The 24,195-nt window shown below is 47.8% G+C and carries 16 protein-coding genes and 1 pseudogene; 6 read left to right on the top strand and 11 right to left on the bottom strand.

Going from position 1 to position 24,195, the window contains the following annotated elements:
• Positions 1 to 23 precede the first annotated feature (23 nt).
• The 3 genes from tuf to H6F74_RS22765 all read left to right on the top strand — a co-directional run bounded on the left by tuf (position 24) and on the right by H6F74_RS22765 (position 2,651).
• The gene (gene tuf, locus H6F74_RS22775; RefSeq protein ID WP_190444434.1) at positions 24 to 1,253 is read left to right on the top strand and encodes an elongation factor Tu; all 1,230 of its coding nucleotides are present in this window, start codon (positions 24 to 26) and stop codon (positions 1,251 to 1,253) included.
• 170 nt (positions 1,254 to 1,423) lie between these two features.
• Positions 1,424 to 1,741 carry a 30S ribosomal protein S10 gene (gene rpsJ, locus H6F74_RS22770; protein WP_190415403.1) on the top strand — a complete coding sequence of 106 codons (318 nt, stop codon included), beginning with the start codon at positions 1,424 to 1,426 and terminating at the stop codon, positions 1,739 to 1,741.
• Positions 1,742 to 2,009: 268 nt separating this feature from the next.
• Entirely contained in the window at positions 2,010 to 2,651 is a 642-nt protein-coding gene (locus H6F74_RS22765) for an LON peptidase substrate-binding domain-containing protein (protein ID WP_190419780.1), read from the top strand.
• Between the two features lie 58 nt (positions 2,652 to 2,709).
• Here H6F74_RS22765 and H6F74_RS22760 read toward each other — a convergent pair whose 3' ends face one another.
• Positions 2,710 to 4,113, bottom strand: a complete 1,404-nt coding sequence (locus H6F74_RS22760; RefSeq protein WP_190444433.1) for a hypothetical protein — start codon at positions 4,111 to 4,113, stop codon at positions 2,710 to 2,712.
• Between the two features lie 68 nt (positions 4,114 to 4,181).
• Positions 4,182 to 5,027: a prephenate dehydratase gene (gene pheA, locus H6F74_RS22755; protein ID WP_190444432.1), complete on the bottom strand. Its 846-nt coding sequence runs from the start codon at positions 5,025 to 5,027 to the stop codon at positions 4,182 to 4,184.
• 334 nt (positions 5,028 to 5,361) lie between these two features.
• Between pheA and H6F74_RS22750 the strand changes: the two genes are divergently transcribed.
• Positions 5,362 to 5,949: a DUF1997 domain-containing protein gene (locus tag H6F74_RS22750; protein WP_190444431.1), complete on the top strand. Its 588-nt coding sequence runs from the start codon at positions 5,362 to 5,364 to the stop codon at positions 5,947 to 5,949.
• 96 nt (positions 5,950 to 6,045) lie between these two features.
• Here H6F74_RS22750 and H6F74_RS22745 read toward each other — a convergent pair whose 3' ends face one another.
• The 4 genes from H6F74_RS22745 to H6F74_RS22730 all read right to left on the bottom strand — a co-directional run bounded on the left by H6F74_RS22745 (position 6,046) and on the right by H6F74_RS22730 (position 10,832).
• Positions 6,046 to 6,648 (bottom strand): ribonuclease HII, encoded by a 603-nt coding sequence (locus H6F74_RS22745; RefSeq protein ID WP_199301555.1) that lies wholly within the window; start codon positions 6,646 to 6,648, stop codon positions 6,046 to 6,048.
• Between the two features lie 238 nt (positions 6,649 to 6,886).
• Positions 6,887 to 9,064, bottom strand: coding sequence for an Rne/Rng family ribonuclease (locus H6F74_RS22740; RefSeq protein WP_190444430.1), 2,178 nt, complete (start codon positions 9,062 to 9,064; stop codon positions 6,887 to 6,889).
• Between the two features lie 9 nt (positions 9,065 to 9,073).
• Entirely contained in the window at positions 9,074 to 9,475 is a 402-nt protein-coding gene (locus H6F74_RS22735) for a hypothetical protein (protein ID WP_190444429.1), read from the bottom strand.
• Positions 9,476 to 9,671: 196 nt separating this feature from the next.
• Positions 9,672 to 10,832: an IscS subfamily cysteine desulfurase gene (locus tag H6F74_RS22730; protein ID WP_190444558.1), complete on the bottom strand. Its 1,161-nt coding sequence runs from the start codon at positions 10,830 to 10,832 to the stop codon at positions 9,672 to 9,674.
• A gap of 305 nt (positions 10,833 to 11,137) precedes the next feature.
• Between H6F74_RS22730 and H6F74_RS29495 the strand changes: the two are divergent.
• Positions 11,138 to 11,482, top strand: a pseudogene (locus H6F74_RS29495) (Uma2 family endonuclease); the annotation flags it as partial.
• Between the two features lie 98 nt (positions 11,483 to 11,580).
• Here H6F74_RS29495 and H6F74_RS22720 read toward each other — a convergent pair.
• The 5 genes from H6F74_RS22720 to H6F74_RS29705 form a co-directional block, all read right to left on the bottom strand.
• On the bottom strand, positions 11,581 to 13,377 hold the full coding sequence (locus H6F74_RS22720) for a serine/threonine-protein kinase (RefSeq protein ID WP_190444428.1): 1,797 nt from the start codon (positions 13,375 to 13,377) through the stop codon (positions 11,581 to 11,583).
• A gap of 145 nt (positions 13,378 to 13,522) precedes the next feature.
• Positions 13,523 to 15,574, bottom strand: a complete 2,052-nt coding sequence (locus H6F74_RS22715) for a serine/threonine-protein kinase (RefSeq protein ID WP_190444427.1) — start codon at positions 15,572 to 15,574, stop codon at positions 13,523 to 13,525.
• Positions 15,575 to 15,947: 373 nt separating this feature from the next.
• A complete protein-coding gene (locus tag H6F74_RS22710) occupies positions 15,948 to 16,376 on the bottom strand; it encodes a phosphomannose isomerase type II C-terminal cupin domain (RefSeq protein ID WP_190444426.1) in 429 nt (142 codons plus the stop codon).
• A gap of 221 nt (positions 16,377 to 16,597) precedes the next feature.
• Positions 16,598 to 18,676: a phosphodiester glycosidase family protein gene (locus H6F74_RS30670; RefSeq protein ID WP_190444425.1), complete on the bottom strand. Its 2,079-nt coding sequence runs from the start codon at positions 18,674 to 18,676 to the stop codon at positions 16,598 to 16,600.
• 461 nt (positions 18,677 to 19,137) lie between these two features.
• Complete coding sequence (locus H6F74_RS29705; protein WP_206756344.1) at positions 19,138 to 19,281, bottom strand: hypothetical protein; 144 nt, start codon at positions 19,279 to 19,281, stop codon at positions 19,138 to 19,140.
• 228 nt (positions 19,282 to 19,509) lie between these two features.
• On the opposite strand from H6F74_RS29705, the gene H6F74_RS22700 reads away from it, so the two are divergent.
• The gene (locus tag H6F74_RS22700; protein ID WP_190444557.1) at positions 19,510 to 24,153 is read left to right on the top strand and encodes a glutamate synthase-related protein; all 4,644 of its coding nucleotides are present in this window, start codon (positions 19,510 to 19,512) and stop codon (positions 24,151 to 24,153) included.
• The last annotated feature ends 42 nt before the right edge of the window (positions 24,154 to 24,195 follow it).

The following is a 24,195-nucleotide window of genomic DNA, read 5'->3' as shown; positions in this document are numbered from 1 at the left end:
AAGGAAAAAGGAACACGTAACACATGGCACGCGCAAAGTTTGAACGGACTAAACCCCACGTCAATATCGGCACAATTGGTCACGTTGACCACGGCAAAACAACCTTAACTGCTGCTATTACCATGACCCTGGCAGCAATGGGTCGGTCGAAAGCAAAGGGTTATGCCGACATTGATGCAGCGCCGGAGGAAAAGGCTCGCGGGATTACCATCAACACCGCTCACGTTGAGTATGAAACCGAATCTCGCCACTATGCCCACGTAGACTGCCCAGGTCACGCGGACTATGTGAAGAACATGATCACGGGTGCAGCTCAAATGGATGGTGCCATCCTGGTAGTGTCAGCGGCAGATGGCCCCATGCCTCAGACACGGGAACACATCCTCCTCGCTAAGCAAGTTGGCGTTCCCCAGCTAGTTGTCTTCTTGAATAAGCAAGACATGGTGGACGATGAAGAATTGTTAGAATTGGTGGAACTAGAAGTCCGGGATCTGCTGAGTTCTTACGAATTCGACGGTGACAATATTCCCATCGTGTCAGGATCGGCGCTACAAGCGTTAGAAACCATGACTGCTAATCCCAAGACCACACGGGGTACCAATGAGTGGGTAGATAAAATCTACCAGTTGATGGATGAGGTAGATTCCTACATTCCAACACCAGAGCGGGATATTGACAAGCCCTTCCTGATGGCTGTAGAAGACGTATTCTCGATCTCAGGTCGTGGTACCGTTGCTACTGGTCGTATTGAGCGGGGTAAAGTAAAAGTCGGGGAAACCGTTGCCCTGGTGGGAATTCGCGACACTCGTAGCACAACCGTGACTGGGATAGAAATGTTCCAGAAGACCTTGGATGAAGGTATGGCAGGCGATAACGTCGGCGTACTGCTTCGGGGTCTGAAGAAGGAAGACATTGAGCGGGGTATGGTGCTGGCTAAGCCTGGTACAATCACTCCTCACACTCTATTTGAGTCGGAAGTCTATATCCTCCAGGAAAAAGAAGGCGGTCGGAAAACACCGTTTTTCGCAGGCTATCGTCCTCAGTTCTACGTGCGGACAACCGACGTAACAGGAACCATCAAAGCCTTTACAGCAGATGATGGTACTGATGCCGAGATGGTGATGCCGGGAGACCGCATCAAAATGACCGTTGAGTTAATCAACGCGATCGCTATTGAGCAGGGAATGCGCTTCGCTATCCGTGAAGGTGGCCGCACCATCGGTGCAGGTGTCGTTTCTAAAATCCTGAAGTAGGATTCTGACAAACGAATAAGGAGCAGAAAAGCAGTTGCCTTTCTGCTCCTTATCTGTGTCGCTTAAATCAAACTTTCTAATTTTCTGGCTCGGAAATTAGGTTTCATTCATAAGATACAATCTCGAAGGCTCTAGCTTCTACCAACTACTTTGAACCTGGAAAACTGAAAATGGCAACTATCCAACAGCAAAAAATTCGCATTCGCCTTAAGGCTTTCGATCGGCGTTTGCTAGACACATCTTGCGAGAAGATTGTCGATACGGCAAACCGGACACAAGCTACAGCAATCGGTCCTATTCCCTTACCGACGCGGAAGAAAATTTACTGTCTCTTGAGATCACCTCACGTTGATAAGGACTCGCGGGAACACTTTGAAACCCGCACCCACCGCCGCATTATTGACATTTACCAGCCTACCTCGAAGACAATTGACGCTTTGATGAAACTGGATTTGCCAGCAGGCGTGGATATTGAAGTCAAACTTTAATAGGGCTTACGCAGGTCAACACGCTGTAGGGGCTTTTTGATTACCATGCCCCTACAACAGAATCAGGCATTCACTAAAATTAACTGCGTAAGTCCTGTTTAACAGTTTGTCAGTTGTTAGGGACGAGTTCCAACTATTCCCTAACCATTGACTAATGGCTATCTGTTGGCCCTTTAGAGCAACCTCTAAAGGGCTTCGTAGTTGGGATTCTGGGGAGAAATCGGTTAAAGTAAGTAAAGAATCACACTTACCGTGAACTATAGGGACAATGGCATCCTCTTCCTCAATCGCAGTTCGAGAACTTCCCCTTTTTCCACTGCCCGAAGTGGTGCTATTTCCAGGGCGACCCCTGCCACTACATATTTTTGAGTTTCGCTACAGAATTATGATGAACACGATTCTGGATAGCGATCGCCGCTTTGGGGTCTTGATGTGGAACCCAGTTCAAGGTAAACCCGCAACTGTAGGATGCTGCGCTGAAATTATTCACTTGCAGCGTCTTCCAGACGACCGTATGAAAATATTAACCTTGGGTCAGCAGCGGTTTCGAGTTCTGGAGTACGTCCGCGAAAAGCCCTATCGAGTCGGTTTGGTGGAATGGATTGAAGACAATCCGCCAGAAAAAGATTTGCGAAGTTTGGCTACAGAGGTTGAACAGTTGCTCAGAGATGTTGTGCATCTCTCAGCCAAGTTGACTGAGCAAGATATGGAACTTCCAGAAGACCTGCCAACTCTCCCTAGAGAATTGTCTTTTTGGGTTGCCAGTAATCTTTACAATGTAGCAGCTGAACAGCAATCCCTTCTGGAAATGCAGGATACAGCAGCACGTCTGGAACGCGAAGCGGAAATTCTCACCTCTACTCGCAATCACCTGGCGGCTCGTACTGTACTCAAAGATGCGCTGAGATAGTATTAGTTAATTGCTAATTGCTAATGGTAATAAACCAAATCGCAATTAGCAATTCGGTCTAAATCCGAGCGTCTTTTTGCCAACTAAACCAGCCGTACCAGTGACGAACAGCCAGCCATACGGCGGAAAGCAATCCTGCTAGGCTAAGGGTTAGGCCGCTGTAAGGCACTAATAAACCAAAAACGGGCAGGACTGCACCGGAAATTGTGCAAATGAGCGCAGCTAAGGAAGCCCGACGGTTGTTTGCGCCTAAGCCCCAGGATAAAGCTAACAAAGTTAGGGAAATTAAAGTCCACGCCAGGGGCGCACTTATTAAGCGGCTGAGATAAGTCAAAGTTAGTAAGCAAGCAAAGAAAACGCCGCCTGCGATCGCTACATTTTTCAGAGTCATTGGTAGCGACAAATACAGCAATAATATCCACCACAGAAATAACGCTGGTGCTAACAACAGCAGCCGTGGCAAAATTCCCGTATTCCGAATTGGGCCTGTCGAGGTAAAGACACCAAAGGGATTTTGTACAGAAACATTGTCATCAAATACCCAGGTGAAACGAGTGCCTTGTCCCTCGCGTTTGCTTTCAGTCGGGAGAATCCCACTAGCAAAATCAGCGTCAGGGAAGGTAGAGAGCGCTGTCAAGCGAAAGTTGGAGAGCAACTGACCATTAGCACTATAAACCCAACGCGGCCCTCCTTGAGCCTTGTAGGTGACTTTGAAAGTAGTTTCTTGTCCAGGTTTCAAGTTGAAAGGAAAACCATAGTCACCAGGGTTTCTGTGTTGAAGCCGAGTGCCATCCCGCTCTACCTTAAAGCCTTGCAGCAGCGAGTAACCGTTAGGCGGCGGTATTTCAAAGAAAAAATTCTCAATATCGCTGAGCTGGTTGACTACTTTATATTCAGCCGTGTAGTCTACTCGGTAAATCGCCCGCCGATCTTGAACGTCTTTGCTTTGGTCAAGCTCTACCTGAATTTGCGAGCCAGCCAGCGTCAGGAAGCGATTAACCTCTCGCGTATCCTTTACCCGGACGATTTTTCCATCAACTTGAGTGTCGTAAGCATACGGCTGTTGGATCGTGTACCGCACTTGTGGCGCTGCTTGCTCTAGCCTATCCCCAGCAACAGTTTGAGCCACTTGAGTCACCTTTGCCTGTTCCCAGTTGTGGTAACGATTGCCTAAAGTTGAGGTAAGAAAAAATCCTCCCACCAGCAAAACTAAGACTAGGGCTAAATGCTGCAATCCTCTAAGTAATTGGGAATATAGCAGCACCCATTCGCCAATGAAAATAGATTGTTCTGGCTGAACTCGACGTAGGGAAAAACTCAACAGAGCGATCGCAATTCCCAAACCACCGACAATGAATATTAATGTGGGGAACATCGCAAGCAGCTGTCCCCCAAATTTCATTAGCTCAGCCGGATGCGTTAAATCGGGCAATCCGGGAATGCCTTGAGCAGATGGAAACATAGTTGTAGATTTGTAAAGACGCTTGTAGGTCGCGTCTGCTTTGAGTTTTAGAGACTACAATTTCATCACTAGAGTTTCCCTATTGACACAATAGAATAGCTACCAAAAATCTTCAGCGTTTCGGTATAAGCTGTTAATTCTTTTAAAGCAGATTGAACAGAAGCTTCTCTGGCATCAGCTTCTAGGTCAGTAAAGAAAAGATAGTCACCAAGACTTCGCTTTGTTGGACGAGATTCAATTCGGCTCAAGTTAATCCCTCGACTGGCAAACACTTCAAGCGGCTTAACCAGCGCCCCCGGTACATTAGCGGGAACGCTAAAAGCTAAACTGGTATGACTGCCGCCGCCGGAAGGTTGTAAACTCAGTACCCAGAACCTGGTATAATTATCCGGATAATCATTAATAGGACAGACGAGAATTGGTAGCTGGTAGAGTTGGGCAGCTCTAGAGGATGCGATCGCTGCCGCAGTTTTATCCTCGCCCAAATACTTTAGCGCCTCCGTAGTCGCATTCATCGGCACTAACTGCACAGAGGGCAGGAACCGCTCCAGCCAACCCTGACACTGAGCTAGAGCCTGCGGGTGTGAATAAACTGTCTTTATTTCCTCCAGAGTTTCCGCTCGTGACAACAGGGCATGAGAAATTGGCAACACATGAGCCTGTTGAATTTGCAGCTTATCCAATTGCCAGAGCGTATCCAGCGTTGTTGTCACGCTGCCCTCTACAGAATTTTCTACAGGCACGACTGCGACATCAGCCTGTCCCTGTGCTGCTGCTCGCAGCGTCTGAGCAATGCTGGGACAAGGACATAACAGCCCTTGCTGTCCCCTTTGGTTGAGCCAATTTACATAAGCCAAGGCAGCTGCTTCTGCGTAAGTGCCTGGTGGCCCCAAATGTGCAACCGATACGACCATTAAAGCTAGCCCTCAGTTTTCCGCGAGAGTGATTCTGACAACGTTTTAACCTTTATCAGTTATCAGTTACCAGGTGTCAACTACTCAGTCCGTCGCTGGGGATAGGCTGCTGGATCTAGGTTAAACCCAATAATAGTGTCTACTTGTGATGCCTGAGAAGGAGGGAAATCAACTACATAAATTTTTATCATGACAGAGCGATTCAATTAATGCACAGTTTCCTTTCAAAAGCTGTAGCAGCGGAACAATCGAAATCCCCTGCAACTTTTTTAAGAACAGTAACGTAAAATTAACTTATCCTGCGTACAGAATTACATTCTGTTACCATCCCCTCATGCAAACTCAATTTGTTGCCTCCCAATCTGTTGAAATTGCTGTTCCGGAACAACCTGTTCCAATTCAGCATTATCTGCGCCAACCCCAACGTCTAGTACAAGCTCTGGTTGACCCCACTCGAATCGAACAACTCAGCGAGGAGATTTTCCGCCTGAAAATGCGTCCGTTGAGCTTTATGGCCCTTTCACTTCAACCAATTGTAGATATGAAGGTGTGGGCAGATGCAGATGGGACGGTTCACTTAAGGTCTACACGTTGTGAGATTCGCGGCATTGAGTATATCAACCAGCGCTTTGCGCTTAACTTGGTTGGTAAGCTTTCTCCGTGTCAAGTAAACGGTACAACTCATCTCAAAGGTAGAGCGGATTTAGAGGTCAAAGTCGAGTTACCGCACGCTTTTTGGTTCACGCCTAAAGCTTTTATAGAAGCTACCGGGAATGGTTTGCTCAAGAGCGTGCTGTTGACTATTAAACAACGATTAATGTATCAGCTGCTATCAGACTATCGCCGCTGGGCTAACACTTGGAATCAGCAGACACCCCCACCTCAAGTTCCGGTACTGCCCGCAGACAGCCCGTCGGCTTAATAAATTGAGGCTGAGCCTCGTTATTTTAGTTCCCAGGCTGGGACTGAGAACTAGGAGGGGGAGGCTCAGCCTCCAGAGAGGATATAGACTGAAAATCTACAATTTAATATCAACCCGGCAAGGACTGAAAGACCTCCGATGGAAGCGGGAGGGGCCGTGTTGTTGTAAAGCAAGTAGATGGCGAGCGGTGCCGTAACCCTTGTTCGCTGTTAAGTTGTAGGCGGGGTACTTCGCCGCCAGACGGATTATCAGGTCGTCGCGCCACACTTTAGCAACAATGCTGGCGGCGGCAATTACCAATGATTTTTCATCACCCTTGACTAGATTCTGTTGTGGGATTGGCAAGTCTGGAAGCTGCCACTTACCATCAACCAGACAAAGCTCTGGTTGGACATTCAGCTTGATTACAGCCCGCTTCATCGCTAACAAGGATGCGTGGAAAATATTAATTTGGTCAATTTCCTTGTTGGAAGCATAACCAATTTTCCAGTCTAGAGCGATCGCTTGAATTTGTGCCGCCAGTTTACCACGGCGATAACTAGACAACTGCTTGCTGTCTCTTACCCCAGCGGCTGAAAGTTCAGCAAAAGCAGACTTTGGTAATATTACAGCCGCCGCCACTACTGGGCCAAACAAAGCTCCGCGCCCAACTTCATCGACACCAGCAACCAGTTCCCAGCCACCGAGTAACTCTGGCAAATCCGAGAGGTTAAAATTTGGTTTGCGGGAAGTCTTAACGACTGCACCTTTGTCTACCAGTTGCTGCACCGACACGATAGGAAAGCTCCTTAGTAATTAGTCACTGGTTCTTAGCCATTAGTCAGCTGCCATCTTAAAAGTTGTCAAGTTGAAACGAAGTCTTTTTCTAACAACTTTCCAACCTTCCAACCTTCTTCCCGCCAACCGACTAATGGCTAACCACTAACTTCACCCTTTCTCAAGCCTCTGTTGCAGAAGACCGCCGCCGCCGCCGCCGCCGAACTGGAGACTCGTCACTGTCTGATTCTGATTCTTCACTGGGGGATGCAGAGTCAGATGCGATCGCATCTGACTCTTCAGGGGCTTCGTCTACGACAGGTGCCACTTCCTCTATCTGTTGTTGCTGTTCGTCTGCTGTCTGATATTCCATTTCATCTACCTCAAATTCGGAGGGTAGATAAGAGGTATTATCATCTTCGTCAGACTCAAAGGCAGAAGTCTGTGTATCCCTTTCATCTTTCGCCGCCTGGATTGAGGAAGCGATCGCTTCCGTAGACTGTGACTCTCCAGGCAAAGTAATCGACACTATCGCCGATTTCGGATTTTTCACTTCCCGCTCTAACAGCACCAACGGAGAAATTCCCATTAAAGCATAAACATCCTGTTGCTCTGCGGTCATTTCAATGGAAACAATCTCCGGCGGTTCAATTTCCTGTCTGGAAGGCTTGGGACGCTCAGGTTTCGGCGAGCGACGGACTTCTTCCACAACGGGTAGAGGCGTACTTCCCCCGCCCATATATGTCTCGCTTTCGCGGATTGGTTCCGGTTCTGCCACCGGAGTTGACCGGAAATGATTCACTATAGTCGGAGGAGTCGAAATCCGAATAGGAGTTTTTGGGGTTGGGGTTAATTCCTCCTTTAATGGAGGTTCACCCACCCGACGGCGGCGACGACGGCGATTATTATTTGCCCCCCGCTCCTGATAGCTGGGATGATTCATCAAATCCATTGACTCGTCATCATCGTCAGCACCTAAATCTAAAGCTTCGCTGCGACTTTCAACGGCTGGCAAAGGTATTTCCCTAATTCCGACTTCATTGTTGCGGTAGGGTAACGTCCGTGCTTCCCTAACAGGTGTCGGCGAGGGAGGTTCGGCAATTTCTCCTCCATTTTTGTTAGCATCACCCGGTAGGCGAACCATATGCCCCAAACCGCCACAACTGGGGCAGGGCTGACTAAACAACTCGTAAATATTTTGCCCTTGCCGCTTGCGAGTTAGTTCTACTAAGCCGAGTTCGGAAAGTTGAGCAATTTGTGGTCTAGCTTTGTCTGCCTTGAGTGCTTTGTTGAAGTGTTCCAGCACTTGCAGCTGGTCTCGCCGCGCATCCATGTCAATAAAGTCAACAATGATGACACCAGCGATATTTCGCAACCGCAGTTGACGGGCTATTTCTGTCGCTGCTTCACTGTTTGTCCACAGGACAGTTTCTCTAGCAGTTGCAGAACGGGTGAAGGAACCTGAGTTGACATCAATCACCGTTAAAGCTTCCGTCAGCTGGATAATGATGTAGCCTCCTGAAGGTAGATCCACTCTAGGTTTGAGGGCTTCTCGAATGGCTGCATTGATGCGGAAGTATTCTAAGATAGAAAGGCGCTCGCGGTGATGGTCAATTAATACTCCTTCCGGGGACTTTCCCCCGCTCCAACTGACTAAGTATTGCTTGACTCGCTTAACTCCGGTGTGGGAATCTACGACAATACGATTTACTTCTGCACTGTACATATCCCGCAGGACGCGCTGAATAAAATCATCGTCTCGATTTAGCAGCGCTGGCGCTCTAGTAGAGTTTACCTCTTGTTGAGTCGCTTCCCACTGTTTTTGCAGTGTCTCCAAATCTTCTATGATGGCTTCTTCCGAGCGTCCCTCGGCTTCTGTCCGCACGATTAGCCCCATGCCCGCAGGTTTAATGAGAACGGCTAAGGCTCTAAGGCGGTTGCGCTCGTTTTCGCTCTTGATTTGCCGCGACAGACTCACACCTCGTCCGAAGGGCATCAATACTACATAGCGTCCAGGTAAGCTGATATTACCTGTGAGCCTGGGGCCTTTGTTGCCTGTCGGCTCTTTCATTACTTGAACCAGAACTTTCTGTTGGGGTGCCAGTAGTTCTGTAATCGCACCAGCAGAACGTTTTAGCCGCAGCGGGCCTAAGTCGGTAACATGGATAAAGCCGTTGCGTTCGGCATCCCCAATGTTTACGAATGCGGCATCTATCCCAGGTAAGACATTTTCAACAATGCCCAGATAGATGTCTCCGACTTGGTGGCTGCCAGTAGCAACGACAAGTTCTTGAATTTGATCTTCCCAAAAGACGGCAGCAATCCGATGCTGCTCCGCGATAATAATTTGCTTCGGCATTCAATTTCCTCAAAAATTCGTAGCAAGTTTAGGCACAACAGAGAATCGGAAAGCAGAAGGCGGATTTAATTCCTTTTTCTTCCTTCTTCTTTCCTCGTTGATCCTTTCTAAGCGCCTCTCACTTTTGCTCAAAGAAATAACGGTGTAAGCCAGAAACTTTCTTTCGGTCGATTTGGTTTTACCTTCTGATTCAATGTGACAGGGGATAGATTCTAAACCCGCCCCTACGTAGAGAGAATAAAGGTGTGTTAACCCAGAATCACTGATTACAGTGACAGACATCCCTTGTAAACTCTTCCCCGATTGCATTTTTTGCCAGTGCCATGCCTTTTCAAAAGGCTTGAACACTGGAATTTGCCCAAAATGAACAGAAAGTCTCTCTGAAAAGCTATCTTGCGCGATCGCTTCCATTTCAGGTTCACTCTTAGGGGCAACCTGATAGATCCTCGATCCGCAATTGCTTCTATTGTGATGTATTATATCGCGCTGTCACTCCGATCAGACTCAACTTATGGGTAGTTGCACTCGCTTTAATTTTGGTTGTCCCAAGGACTCTTGACTAGGGAGGAGGTGAAAAGAAAATTCTCTCTTGTCCTATAGTCTCCCTTCATTGCGTTTGTTTACGCAAGCTGAAAATAGTTGCGATCGCGTGTTTTGCTACAGCTTCTATCTCAGATGCCGTATTAAACCGTCCAATTCCAAACCGAACCGAGGCGTAAGCCAGTTGTTCTGAACGTCCCAGCGCCCTCAGAACATGGGAAGCAGACACATTGGCAGCGGTACAAGCCGATCCGGAAGAAACTGCGACCACTGGCTGCAATCCTAGCAGCAACGCTGCTCCATCCACCCCTTCTACACTGATGTTCAGGTTTCCTGGTAGTCGCTCTTTGGGGTGTCCGTTCAGATGAATTTTTTCCAGCTGACTCAGTTGTTGCCAAAGGCGATCGCGCAACTGGATGAGGCGTTTTGTCTCTGATGCCATGTTTACCTGCGCCAATTCTACGGCTTGAGCAAATCCGACAATCTGAGGTGTATACAGTGTACCAGAGCGCATTCCCCGCTCATGTCCACCTCCATGCAGCTGCGGTGCAATTTGGACTCTGGGGTTGCGGCGTCTGACGTAAAGAGCGCCAATACCCTTGGGCCCATAGACTTTGTGGGCAGTCATCGACATTAAATCAATGTGCATCGCCTCCACATTTAGAGGTATTTTGCCAATAGCTTGAGCAGCATCAGTGTGGAATAGTACCTGATGCTTGTGACAAATTGCCCCAATTTCTGCTAAAGGTTGTATGACACCAATTTCATTATTAGCTGCCATTACGGAAACTAAAATTGTGTCCGGACGGATAGCTTTTTCCAGTTGATCTAAATTAATTAATCCATCACTTTCAACTGGGAGAAAAGTAATTTCAAAGCCAAGAGTTTGCAAATATTTACAAGGGTCGAGAACCGCCTTATGCTCGGTTTCCAACGTAATAATATGTCGCCCTTTGCTAAAAGTAGCTTCCGCCACACCTTTAATAGCTAAATTGTTCGCTTCCGTCGCGCCGCTAGTAAAAATAATTTCCTCTGGCGTAGCGTGTATCGCTTGTGCTAAAACTTCCCTTGATTGTTTGACAGCAGCTTCAGCTTCCCAACCGTAGGAATGGCTCACGCTGGCGGGGTTGCCGAAATGCTGGGTGAAGTAAGGCATCATGGCGGCAAGTACGCGATCGTCTAGGGGCGTCGTGGAGTGACAATCGAGATAAATAGGGCGTACAGTCATACCAATTTGGGATTTAGGATTTGGGATTTGGCGGCGGTCGGAGTTTCGGAAACTCCGATGATTGGTTTGCATCAAACTATCAGGTATATTCACTTCTCGATCGCTCCCCTTGTATGCTCCCTGAAGATGTGTAGCTTCACCAAATCAAAATGGTGTCAATGGGTGCCTCGAATGAGTCACAATTCTATTTTGGCAAAATTGTAAGTTGGGAAATTAAAGATACGATAGCGATAAGCAAAAGACTTGATGAAGTTCCTATGGCTGTGATACTTCAAGATTTAGAGAAACTACAAGAACAGTAACATCTGAGCGATCGCGACTACCAACTAGAACTACAAGATGGCAATATTGTTGTAATGGAACCATCAGATATCGAATCCAGCGAAATTGGCGCTGAGTTAATTAGACTTCTAGGTAACTGAGTTAAGCCTCGCCGACTTGGACTGGTGTTTGATTCCATCGGTGGATTCATCATGCCCAATACAGACTTGTTTGCGCCGGACGTTGTGTTTGTCTCAGCGCAACGACTCCGGCAAACTGTACGCGACTTTGCCGAACTGGTTCCAGATTTGGTGATGGAGATAAAATCTAAAACAGACTGTATTCACCTACTACAAGAGAAAATCCAGCTATTTCTGACTCTGGAAGCGCTCTAACAGGATGTCTTAAAAGTTATTGTTGACGTGCTTACCCACTCAAAAAGGGGCTAGGGGGGATCAGACACTCTCGGATACTTCTCAGACATCCTCTAAGGTTTGGCTACAAAAGTACGAATGCTTTCCTCAAACACCAGCAGTTGCCGATCGAATTCATCGGCACTTGCAGAATATACAATCACCCAGAATTTATTACTATTGGGAATGGTATAGAAAATTTGTTTATTCCTTGTCCCTCCTGTTGTGAATTCGGTAACAATGCGCCCAGTCTGATAATAGTTTAAGGATACTACATTCTTTTCTAGAATTTGATACTGACTAGGCAATTGCTTAATTAATTCCTCCATGTACTGATCAACAGTAGTTCCTGGCATTACTGGCTCAACTACAGCCAAAACATTAGTCAGGAAACCTACACTGTCAAGCTGGGAGTCAAAAGCCGCCAAAGAAAAAGAACTTTGTTTAAAAACTTCTAGTCTTCGTTGATAGTCTGGAACCACAAGTTTTAGGTTATATGCAATTGCCTCTGAATCTTTGTTAGGATCTCCGCCAAAATAACTTCCCGGCAACCATAACTCTGCCCCTTCCCCCTGAATTTTTTTCCAGCCATCAGGAATTGGTATCGAGTTATTTTCAGATGAGATAGAAGAAGATTCATTGGTCGAGTCAGCAATTGGTTGCTTAGGAATATTTCCACTCTTATCTGAACTAGATAATTCTGTCTCAGTTTGTGTACGAGTAGCCACTGGGTGACTATGTGAAAGTGAAAATTTAAAATATTTGTAGATTGCCGGAGCGCTTAAACGAAGTAATCCTATTGAAAGAATTGCCAACATTGTGTATTGGGCTGACTGGCCAACTTTTGTAAATAATGTCTTTGTTTCAGCCTTTGGTGATTTGTGTTGAGAAGCAGCAGATGATTGTAGTTGGGTACTCCTGGGAGGATTTTGTACTGCTTTGGGTGCTGCTGGTGGCGGTGAGACATAGGGCTTCGGTGACTTTACAATTGGGTTAATCTCCAATAAACACTGCAAAATCATTTGAGCATTTTGAGGTCGTTTGCCAGGAAATGGTTCCATTAGGTAATCAATCAAACCAGCTAACTGCTTTGAAACTTGCGAGGCACTTTCTCGCCAGATTAATTTACCTAAGCGTGGATCTTCGGGAAATTCATCGGGCGGCTTGCCTGTTAGCAAGTAGACAAAGGTGCGTCCCAAGGCATAAAAATCAGATTGTGGCACAGCTTTGCCAGTTGCTTGCTCTAGAGGCGTGTAGCCTGCTGAAACAATCCCTGTCACTTGTTGCCCTGCTACTTTTTGCATATAGGTTCCTGTAGCTTCTCTGGCAGTGCCAAAGTCAATTAATACCAGATGCCCATCTGCCCTAAGCATAATATTGGCTGGCTTAATATCCCGATGGAAAAAGTTCTGCTGATGCACCTCGTGCAGAATCTTAGTAAGCTGAGTTAGCCATTCGAGTGCTAACTTTTCATCGATAGGGCGATTCTCCCGCTGTTTTAAATACTCCTCCAAATCCAGCCCCTCGATTTTTTCCATTACCAGACAATGCAACGATGCTTGGCTGTTTTTGGGAAAGAAGGTAAAGTATCCATCTGTTCTCGGAATCCCTGGATGATTCAGATGACTTAATACCTTGGCTTCTTGCTGAAATAGGGATATGGCTTTGGGATGTTCTGTAATTAGCACTTTGAGGACTTTAGAAGTGCCGCGATCGCTCACCTCAAAGGTTTTACCGAAGCCACCACCTCCTAAAATCTTAACTATTCGATAGCGCCCTTCCAGCAGCAATTCAGTACCGCAGGCTTGGCAAAACAACTCCGTATCGAGATTTCGCGGTTTTAGGCAATTGGGATTGATGCACAAGCTCATAAGGGCAACTGCTAGCAGAGTTTTTAATAGTGTAACCTTTGTCAACTATCTAAAAAGTTAAATTGAGGCTACACGAACAAGTACGGGGCTAAGTAGGAATTATAAATGCGCGATCGCTTGCTTTACCGCCACAATCCTGAGCAAATTAAGGCGATTGCCAAACCTTAATTGTTCCGTCCAGGCTGCCACTGTAAATCGTCTGCCCATCGGGACTAATAGCAAGTGCAAAAATTGTCTTGGAATGGCCTTCAAGTGTGCGAATTAATTCCCCAGTTCGCACATTCCATAATTTAATAGTATTCTCATTGCCACCACTGCCACTAACAAGAATCCGACCATTGGGACTGATAGCAACAGCATAAACTCCCCCTGATAGAGAGCCATTTGGTAATCTAGACGTATGAGGGAAAGTATTTAGCAATTCGCCTGTTTCCAAATTCCAGAGTTTTGCTGTTCCATCGGGGCTGCCACTGGCAAGAATCTTACTATCCCGGCTGATGGCGATCGCACTCACTGCCTCGATATGCCCGCCAAAAGTGCGGCGCAGTTCACCCGTTGTTAGATTCCAAACATTTATGTCATAAATGTTACTAGCGGACATTTGACCATCCGGGCTAATGGCGACATCACTAACCCCCTCTTCTAGTTGCGTTCCGATTAGGGTACGTACCAACTCACCCGTTTTCAGGTTCCACACTTTGATAGTCTTGTCCTTACTGCCACTTACGAGAGTTTGTCCATCTCGGCTGATGGCAACTGAATAAACATCTCCTGTATGTCCAGACAAGGTGCGGAGTAGTTTACCCGTTTTCAGGTTCCACACTTTGATAGTTTGATCGGCGCTACCACTAGCGAGAGTTTGTCCATCCGGGCTGATGGCAACAGAATAAACATACCCAGTATGCCCACTCAGGGTATAAATTATTTCTTTGGTACGGAGATTTCTAATTTTGATAGTTTGGTCAAGGCTGCCACTTGCCAAAATCTTACCATCCGGACTGAGGGCGATAGAGGTAATGCCAGCAGCATGACCAGGGAGGGTATTGACTAAGGCAACTTCTTGTGCTGTGTCTTCTAAGCTATTGGGTTTTTGAAAAAAGTAAATTCCCACACTTAGAGCTAGAGCAGTAGCAAAACCCGCGCCAATTTTAATCAGCAGAGGTGCTTTATTTCGCAAAGTCGAAAAAACAGTTTTCGGCTTTCGTGGATATGTTGAGATTAGTGCTTTGGAACTTTGAAGGGTTTCAGTAGCGATCGCTGGTGGTTCAGCAGGCAACGTACCCTGAGAAGCAAAGGAAGTATACTGCTGTCTGGTTGGTGAGGTTGGAAGCGTCCCAGTAGCGATCGCATCCGAGATGATTTGCCGTGTTGGTAGCTCATTGAGCTGTTGGAGTGCCTCCAAAGCTTCTGTCGCCGTCTGGTAGCGTTGGCGAAAGTCATAGCGCACCATTGTGTCTAAAATGTCTGCAACCTGCTGGCTGACTTGAGCCTTGTCGCGCCATACAATCTCACAGGTTTGGATATCTTCTGGCAGTTGCGACGGCTGTAAACCAGTGACAGCTTGGATACCCAGCATTCCCACTGCATAGATATCGCTACTAAATCGCGGTTTGCCGCCGAGTTGTTCGTTCGCCATATAACCAGGCGAACCAATAGCAATTGTTAAAGTTGTTTCCCCCTCAGAGGCAAGCGCCTGAGTGCTAACTTGTTTGACGGCTCCAAAGTCAATCAAAACTATCTTGCCATCGTGCTTGCGCCTGATTAAATTGGACGGCTTGATATCTCTGTGGATGACATCCTGCTGATGGACAAACTCTAATATTTTTAGGATTTCGTGCAAAAGAGCAGCTACCTCAGTCTCAGGCAACTGCTTACCTATTGGTAATTCTTGCTTAACTTCATCCCCTTCGATGAATTCCTGAACCAGATAAAACTCTTGTTCTTCCTCAAAATGAGCCAAAAGTTGGGGAATCCGATCGTGTTTACCCAGTTTGTATAGAACTTGGGCTTCTCTATCAAATAATCGTCGTGCTACCTCTAAGGTTCCCGGATCGGTAGCCTTAGGCTTGAGTTGCTTGACGACACAAAGCGGATTTCCAGGTAGTTGCTTATCTTCGGCAAGGTAAGTCTGACCAAACCCTCCGCCTCCCAAGTGTTTCACAATTTGGTAGCGACCACTGAGCGTTTTTCCCAGCATGAAGTTGATGCGGTGTTCTGGCAGTTCTTCTAGGGTAGTCCTTCAGGCGCTTAATCGGCTTGTCAGCCTTAAAGGTTTTAAAGCCTGATTTTGCTCTTGCTAGAAAAATCTGTACCCAGATAGCATAACCTGGTCGATACACCCCTTTCTCGCCTGATAGCTATTTCCCTAAGCTACAACGGGATGAGGTCACTCAATTTAGTTGGCACCTGTTGAGGTAGGAAACCTTGAAAGCGATTCCTTACAATCAACGACCATAATCTTTGATTATGGTCGTTGAGGATGTCAATTGCCGAATTAAGACAATGTCAGTATTAAAACAACACCCAAACTAGGCAATCAGGTCAACTATTTGCCCAGTTAATTCGCCAGCCTACTTTGTAGACGCCTGAGTGCGGGCGTAGTCATCTTGAAAACGAACAATATCATCTTCTCCCAAATATTCTCCATTCTGAACCTCAATTAGCACCAAGTTAATCACACCCGGATTTTCTAGACGATGAGTGTGACATTGGGGAACGTAGGTGGATTGATTACTGCCCAGAATCAGTTCGTTATCGCCACAAGTAACCTTAGCTGTGCCTGAAACGACGATCCAGTGTTCGCTGCGGTGGTAGTGCATTTGCAGGCTAAGCCGATGACCGGGCTTGACTTCAATTCGCTTGATTTTATAGCCCCGCCCTTCTTCCAGAATAGTGAAGGAACCCCAAGGCCGCAATTCAGTTGCAGCAACTCCATTGATGGTCATGGAACTGGGAAGAGGTAAAGTAGTAATTTGAGAAACTTCTTGCGCTTTAGCCATTGTTTTTTCTCCTTAGAACCGCTGTAGGGTTAGCACGGATCTTATAAATATGCAGAGGTAATCCTCTTAAAAATTGTAGAACTAACACATTTAGGCAACCCTAGCTAAACATAACAACGATCTTTAGAGCCTGTCACCAGTAATTTTGCCGATTAAGTGAATCTACATCAACTCTTTATATAAGCTCTCCTAAATAATTTATTTGGCAAAGTTTTAAAAATTTAATTGCTGGGCGATCGCAAACCCGGCGGTCGGAAAAGCCCCAAACCGTTGTGAACGCGGGCGGCGGTGGTGGGAGGCCGATTAATAAGTTGTCCCCCTAGATAGAGGCTGGTAGAGCTGCCACCATCTAAATTAAGAGCCTCAACAGCTCCCATTTGTTGCATTATCTGAGCAGTTTCTGCTAATGTCGGGCCTTTTCCACCTGTGCGGTTGTGGATGGCAACCATCATCAGTTGTCCAGATGCGGTGGTAGCGATCGCACTTCTAACAGCTGCTTCTTTGATAAAGGCATCGCTAAATTGCTCAGCTTTGGCATCTAGCACAATTTGACGATTTTGCACCAGAAGTGGCCCAGCACCCACAATTTGCGGGTAGCGCACAAAGTCCGGTTGTGAAAAAAGCTCATTCATACGCACCCTGGTTCCGACACTCAAGATCCCGGCTGGAGATGTTTCTTTACCTCGTATCGTCAGCAAGTAACCGTTTTGCGGCGGAATGGGAAATGATATTTTCCCAGCAATACCTCCAGGTAACTGATTTGTAACCTGGTTATTCTGGACAACGACGATGATTTCATTATCAGTCAGGGGAGTGTAAGCTCCTCCCCATTCAGAGGAGTAAAGGGCAATTCCCGCTTTGACGTAAGCACTGTTGAAGAAAAGGACTGGCAAGCTTGAGGAATTTTCGATATCCAAGACTCCCTGGTAGCTCAGACGACCCATTTTAACTTCACCAGCATCATTCCAAGCGATCGCGCCTCGATTCAGAATCGGCCCAGATAACCACCGACCATCTCGTTTAATTGCCCCTAAAGGCAGCTGGTTGTTGCGGTTAAAAAATCCGGCGTTGATAGCTGCTGAAGCCTGCCACAACTGGGCTGTCCTCAGCAGAGGAGCGATTCCTGCAACACTATTAGGGTTACTCCAGATTGGTTTGAGGGTTAGTCCTCTCTGACGAAGATTGATAGTCAGCGATGCGACTGGGAAGCGGTCAATCGATTTGGGATTGACACTACCTCCATCCAAAAGCGAGGAGTCCTTAGCTGATGACTGGTGAGGAATGGCTACATACTGCTGCTTCCAACGGATTCCTTCTGCCCAGAGAATATCTCGTTCTACCATAGCTTCTGGTTGAAAATCAATCAGCAGGCGATTCGGGGAGGGCAAACTGAAAACGCGAGGATACAGTCCTGCTGGGATTGGTACTCGAATCGTGGTTTGATTCTGAGTGCTTTCGAGGACAGGGATTGGGGGCTGGGGATTGGGGGCTGGAGATTGGGGGCTGGGGATTGGGGGCTGGGGACTGGGGATTGGGGATTGGGGATTGGGGACTGGGGGCTGGGGGCTGGGGATTGGGGGCTGGGGATTTCTTATTCCCTCTACCTCTGTCTCTGGCTTTGGTTCTGGAGGGGGGGGAGGGAAGCGCTGCAAGAGGGCGGGAGGGGCTGCTGCGTTGATTGTGACAACTAAATTCTGACCTTGTTGAGTGACTTGCCAAGGGGTCGGGCGGTCTAGATCGACAACAAGGCGCGAACCCCACGGTTGAAGACTTTGTTGAACGTCCGCTAGTCGCGCTGGTTTTGTGGTAATTAAAAGCGTGTTGCCCTTTATTTGCGTCTGCCAACCGTTTTTCAGTGCGAAATCAGTAATGTCTAAATAGCGGTACGGTGCTACTGGAAAGGTAGCCAAAATTAGCCGATTGGCACCAGAAAACCACTGTATCGGCTGTTTGGTTAAATCCCCGGTGTTTAAAAGCTCTACTCCCAGTGTTTGAGCCACTCCAGCATCGCTTATTCCCGTGCGTACAGATTTCCCCCGCTGCCACTGGCTCCAAGCTGCGGCTAAGGTGCGACCATTTATAGAAACTTGACTACCCTGCCGATTTATTTGAGGAGATGCCTTTGGTGCTGATACCACAAGGCGTGATGGGGGTAAATTCGCAACTGCTCCTATGGGGACATTTGTCGCGTAAAGCGATGCTGCGATCGCTGACGGGAGCGAGAAGGCTATCAGGCGGCCGGGGGCAAATAGCCCCAAACCACCAACCGTTTTAGTTTCTGGTGTCGTTCTCCCGATCATCCGGCAAAGTCACTCTTTGATGTATGGTTCAAAAATTTGTACAGGATGTATTGCCATACACCCGGATCGGGCGATGACGCGCCTCTACAACATCAAGATTTCTAAAATAACCCAGATGTGGACGCAAGTATCAAAAAACAATGACTTTATCTTCCAAAGAAAGCTTTTTTAGCCGCATAATAGGAGGCAAGACCACAGGGGTCGGCAAGACGCTTTGTTCAACAACCCATTAGGGCCAAAGCACAGACGCGAGATGTCGCGTCTCTATATTTGACTCTAAAATTGGGTGGCTATAGCCAAGTCTAGACTTCGCGTTTATCTCGCCCCTACAATTTGTTTGTCCCGGCTCGAAGTCTTAGCGTTGAAATTTGTGTTGAACTTGGCTTTTAAATGATAGAATGTTTAATCCGTAAGTTTGTAAAAGGCTGGTATCTGAATCGGGTTAGAACAAGGTTCATTTTTCAGCACCAGTAGCCATTTCTGGCAAACCCTCCGTCAGCAAAGCGTCTTACGTGCAGACGCTCGGATATTTTTGCGATCGCAAGAGCAAAAAGTTTTGCGACCCCTGAGTCTGGGGCAGAAAAGCCGAGACATAAAAGTTTCATCAGTTACAGCTTTCATGGTCAAATGGCATCTAAGTTTAGATAAATAAGGCTATGGAAGCAAAAGAATAGTCAAGGGCAAAAGAAGACTGAGGGATGTTTAAATACATTGGCGAAGTCTTGGCAAAAGTTTTTCAAATTTTAATTCTGCGATCAGCACAGTCGTGCCACAGGATTAACAACCTTCAATCAGTAAACCTGTATCAGTAAGTAAAGAACGTGGATTATCTCATGGAGCATCGCGTGAATGACAATCAACAACAGACAACAGCAGTAAACGCGACAGATACCTATCCCGGTCAACGGTGGTTGGTGGAAGAGCGGGATGCCTGCGGTGTCGGCTTCATTGCCAATCAAAAGGGAACGCCGACACATGAATTAGTAGCAAAGGCTTTATCTGCTCTGACTTGTCTAGAACATCGGGGTGGTTGCAGCGCCGACGGGGATTCTGGGGATGGAGCAGGTTTGATGACTGCTATTCCCTGGAAGCTGTTGGGTCAGTGGTTGGCTACCCAAGGCATAGAAATGCCGCCGACTGAAAAGACAGGGGTGGCAATGGTCTTTTTACCCAAAGATGCCGAAACCAGAGCCACTGCTAAGGAAATTGTCAACAAAACCTTGGAAGAAGAAGGATTAACTTTACTGGGGTGGCGAGAGGTTCCAGTGCAGCCTCAAGTGCTGGGGGTGCAGGCCAGAGAAAACCAGCCCCACATTGAGCAATTGGTATGTACTTCCAAAAATGGTTCTGGGGATGAGTTGGAACGCGCCCTGTTTTTGGCTCGTCGCCGCATAGGTAAAAATCTGGAGGCTAACAGTACCCTTAAATGGTCGGACGAGTTTTACATTTGTTCGTTCTCTAATCGCACCATTATTTATAAGGGGATGGTGCGGTCGGCGGTGTTGGGAGACTTTTATACAGATTTAACTAATCCCAATTATGAAAGTGTTTTTGCTGTCTATCACCGACGCTTTAGCACCAACACGCTGCCTAAGTGGCCTCTAGCTCAGCCGATGCGTCTTTTGGGACACAACGGCGAAATTAACACGCTGTTGGGGAATATAAACTCGATAATGGCGCGAGAGGCAAATCTGACGCATCCAATTTGGGGCGATCGCATTCAGGAACTCAAGCCTTTAACCGATCTAGATAATAGTGACTCGGCAAACCTAGATAACGTGCTAGAGTTGCTGGTTCGTACTGGTCGCAGCCCTCTGGAAGCTTTAATGATTATGGTGCCAGAAGCGTACCAAAATCAGCCGGAATTGGCGAATCATCCGGAAATTGTAGACTTTTACGAATTTTACAGCGGACTTCAAGAGCCTTGGGACGGCCCAGCGCTACTGGTATTCAGTGATGGCAAGAAAGTAGGCGCGACTCTCGACCGCAACGGATTAAGACCAGCGCGATATTGCACCACGCGAGATGGATTGGTTGTGGTAGCTTCCGAAGCTGGTGTGATCGATTTGCCAGAAGCCGAGATTCTGGAAAAAGGGCGACTGGGGCCGGGGCAAATGATTGCCGTAGATCTGGAAACTCAGGAAGTTCAGAAAAACTGGGAAATTAAGGAGCGCATCGCTGCTGTTCATCCTTATGGTGAGTGGCTGGCATCTTATCGGCAGAATCTCCCCGACGTACCTTTTACCGAAGAGAAGAATCTCGACTCTCAAAGCTTGCTGAGAGAACAAATTGCCTTTGGCTACACCACAGAAGATGTGGAAATGGTGATTGAGGAAATGGCATCTTCTGGGAAAGAACCTACCTTTTGTATGGGAGATGACATTCCCTTGGCGGTGCTGTCCTCCAAGCCGCACTTGCTGTACGACTATTTCAAGCAGCGCTTCGCTCAGGTGACGAATCCGCCAATTGACCCGTTGCGAGAAGGGATGGTGATGTCCCTGTCGGTTTCGTTAGGGAAGCGGGGAAACCTGTTAAAGGTAGAACCAGAGTATGCGCGGTTACTGAAGTTAGAGTCTCCGGTTCTAAATGAAGCAGCACTAGAGCAGATCAGCGCTTCCTCTTTTGCAACAGAGAAATTCTCGACGCTGTTTGAAATCGAAAAGGGGCCAGAAGGTTTAGAGGCGGCGGTTCGCAATTTGTGCCAACAAGCGGCGGCGGCGGTGCGTGCGGGGAAAGAAATTCTGATTTTGAGCGATCGCACCGGGGATTCTTTGAGCGCCGAACACAGCTACATTCCACCTCTGTTGGCTGTGGGAGCAGTACACCACCACCTGATCCAAGAAGGTCTGCGAGCCTTTGCATCTTTAATTGTCGATACCGCTCAATGCTGGAGTACGCACCACTTTGGCTGTCTCATTGGCTACGGGGCTTCGGCGGTTTGTCCGTATTTGGCTCTAGAAACCGTGCGTCATTGGTGGAGCGATACCAAGACGCAAAATATGATGCAGCGGGGCAAACTCAAGAATATTACTCTTGAGCAGGCGCAAAAAAATTACTGCAAAGCCGTAGAAGCTGGATTGTTGAAAATCCTCTCGAAAATGGGGATTTCTCTGCTGTCTAGCTATCGGGGAGCGCAAATTTTTGAGGCGATTGGTATTGGCGGCGATCTCTTGGCTCTTGGCTTTAAAGGTACCGCATCGCGACTAGGCGGCCTTTCCGTGCAGGAACTGGCGCAGGAAGTGATGTCATTCCACTCGGCGGCTTTCCCAGAGGTACCACGCAAGAAGCTGGACAACTATGGCTTTGTGCAGTACCGTCCAGGTGGCGAGTACCACATGAATAGTCCGGAAATTGCCAAGTCGCTGCATCAAGCGGTGAAGAACCCGGAATACGACCACTACGAAGTTTATCAGAAGCATTTGGCAGGACGACCTGTAACAGCGCTGCGAGATTTGCTGGATTTGGAGAGCGATCGCGCCTCTATTCCCCTGGAAGAAGTAGAGCCTGTGGAGTCAATTGTCAAGCGATTTGCTACAGGTGGGATGAGCTTGGGAGCATTGTCGCGGGAAGCACACGAGACGCTGGCGATCGCGATGAACCGGATCGGCGGCAAATCTAACTCCGGTGAAGGCGGCGAAGATCCAGTTCGTTACAAAGTTCTAGATGATGTGGATGAAATGGGTCATTCCCAAGTTCTGCCACACCTCAAAGGGCTGCGAAATGGAGATACAGCTTCTTCTTCCATCAAGCAGGTGGCAAGCGGTCGCTTTGGCGTGACACCAGAGTACCTGATGAGTGCCAAACAAATTGAAATCAAAATCGCCCAAGGTGCAAAGCCTGGGGAAGGGGGACAGCTACCAGGAACAAAGGTCAGCCCCTACATCGCGATGCTGCGCCGCTCGAAGGCTGGAGTGACGCTGATTTCACCACCGCCGCACCACGATATTTACTCGATTGAAGATTTGGCGCAGTTGATTTTTGACATGCACCAAATTAACCCGAAGGCAGGGGTATCGGTGAAGCTGGTGGCAGAAGTGGGTATTGGCACCATTGCCGCAGGTGTGGCGAAGGCAAACGCCGATGTTATCCAGATTTCCGGTCACGATGGCGGTACAGGCGCATCTCCCTTAAGTTCAATTAAACACGCGGGTTCCCCGTGGGAACTGGGATTAACGGAAGTGCATCGCGTCCTGATGGAGAATGAACTGCGATCGCGCGTAATTCTCCGAGTAGACGGCGGCTTCAAGAGCGGCTGGGACGTAATCATAGCAGCTTTGATGGGTGGAGAAGAGTACGGTTTCGGCTCCATCGCCATGATTGCGGAAGGGTGCATTATGGCGCGGATCTGCCACACCAATAACTGTCCCGTCGGCGTGGCTTCTCAGCAAGAAAACTTGCGGAAGCGCTTCCCAGGAATGCCAGAACACGTCGTTAACTTCTTCTACTTTGTAGCCCAAGAAGTGCGGAGTCTCTTGGCGCGGTTGGGATATCGTTCTCTAAACGAGGTAATTGGTCGCGCCGACTTGCTGAAAGTGCGCCCCACCGGATTAACTAAGACGACAAGCTTGAATCTGGATTGCCTTACCAATCTGCCAGATACGCGCACAAATCGCGATTGGCTGATTCACGAACCAGTACACAGCAACGGGCCAGTTTTAGATGACGAACTGCTGAACGATGCGGAAATTAAAGATGCGATCGCTAACCAATCTAACGTCACCAAAAACGTGTCTGTGGTGAACACAGACCGGACAATTGGAGCGCGAATTGCAGGGGCGATCGCCTCTGAATATGGCAACACAGGTTGGAGCGGTCAAATTACCCTCAACTTCTCCGGCAGTGTGGGTCAGAGTTTCGGTGCCTTTAACCTCCCCGGCATGACTCTCAACCTGGAAGGCGAGGCGAACGATTATGTAGGCAAGGGAATGCACGGTGGCGAAATTGTCATCAAGCCGCCTCAAGAGGCTACCTATGATCCAGCTCAGAACGTGATTGTCGGCAACACTTGTCTCTACGGTGCCACGGGCGGCATTATGTTAGCCAACGGTCAAGCCGGGGAGCGGTTTGGTGTCCGTAATTCTAAGGGAATGGCGGTGATTGAAGGCGCAGGCGACCACTGCTGCGAATACATGACAGGCGGCGTAATTGTCGTTCTGGGTAGAGTAGGGCGCAACGTGGGAGCCGGGATGACAGGCGGTTTAGCTTACTTCCTCGATCAGGATGACAGCTTTACACCAAAAGTTAACCTGGAGATTGTCAAAATCCAACGGGTGGAAACGCCAGCTGGAGAACAGCAGCTCAAAGAGCTGATTGAACTTCACGCTGAAAGAACGGGTAGCCAGAAGGCAAAAGATATTCTTGCCAATTGGTCAGAATACTTGCCTCAGTTCTGGCAGGTTGTGCCTCCTAGTGAAGCAGATTCTCCAGAAGCTAATCCGGAAGCAGCAACCCAAAAGGTTCTCAGTTCGGTGCAGTAATAAAAGGTAAAAGGCAAAAGAAACAGAAAGATTTCTTTTGCC

The sequence above is a fragment of the Trichocoleus sp. FACHB-90 genome (assembly GCF_014695505.1).
Taxonomy (GTDB): domain Bacteria; phylum Cyanobacteriota; class Cyanobacteriia; order Cyanobacteriales; family FACHB-T130; genus Funiculus; species Funiculus sociatus.
Note: the sequence above shows the minus strand (reverse complement) of the source record. Positions and strands in the feature narration are given on the sequence as shown.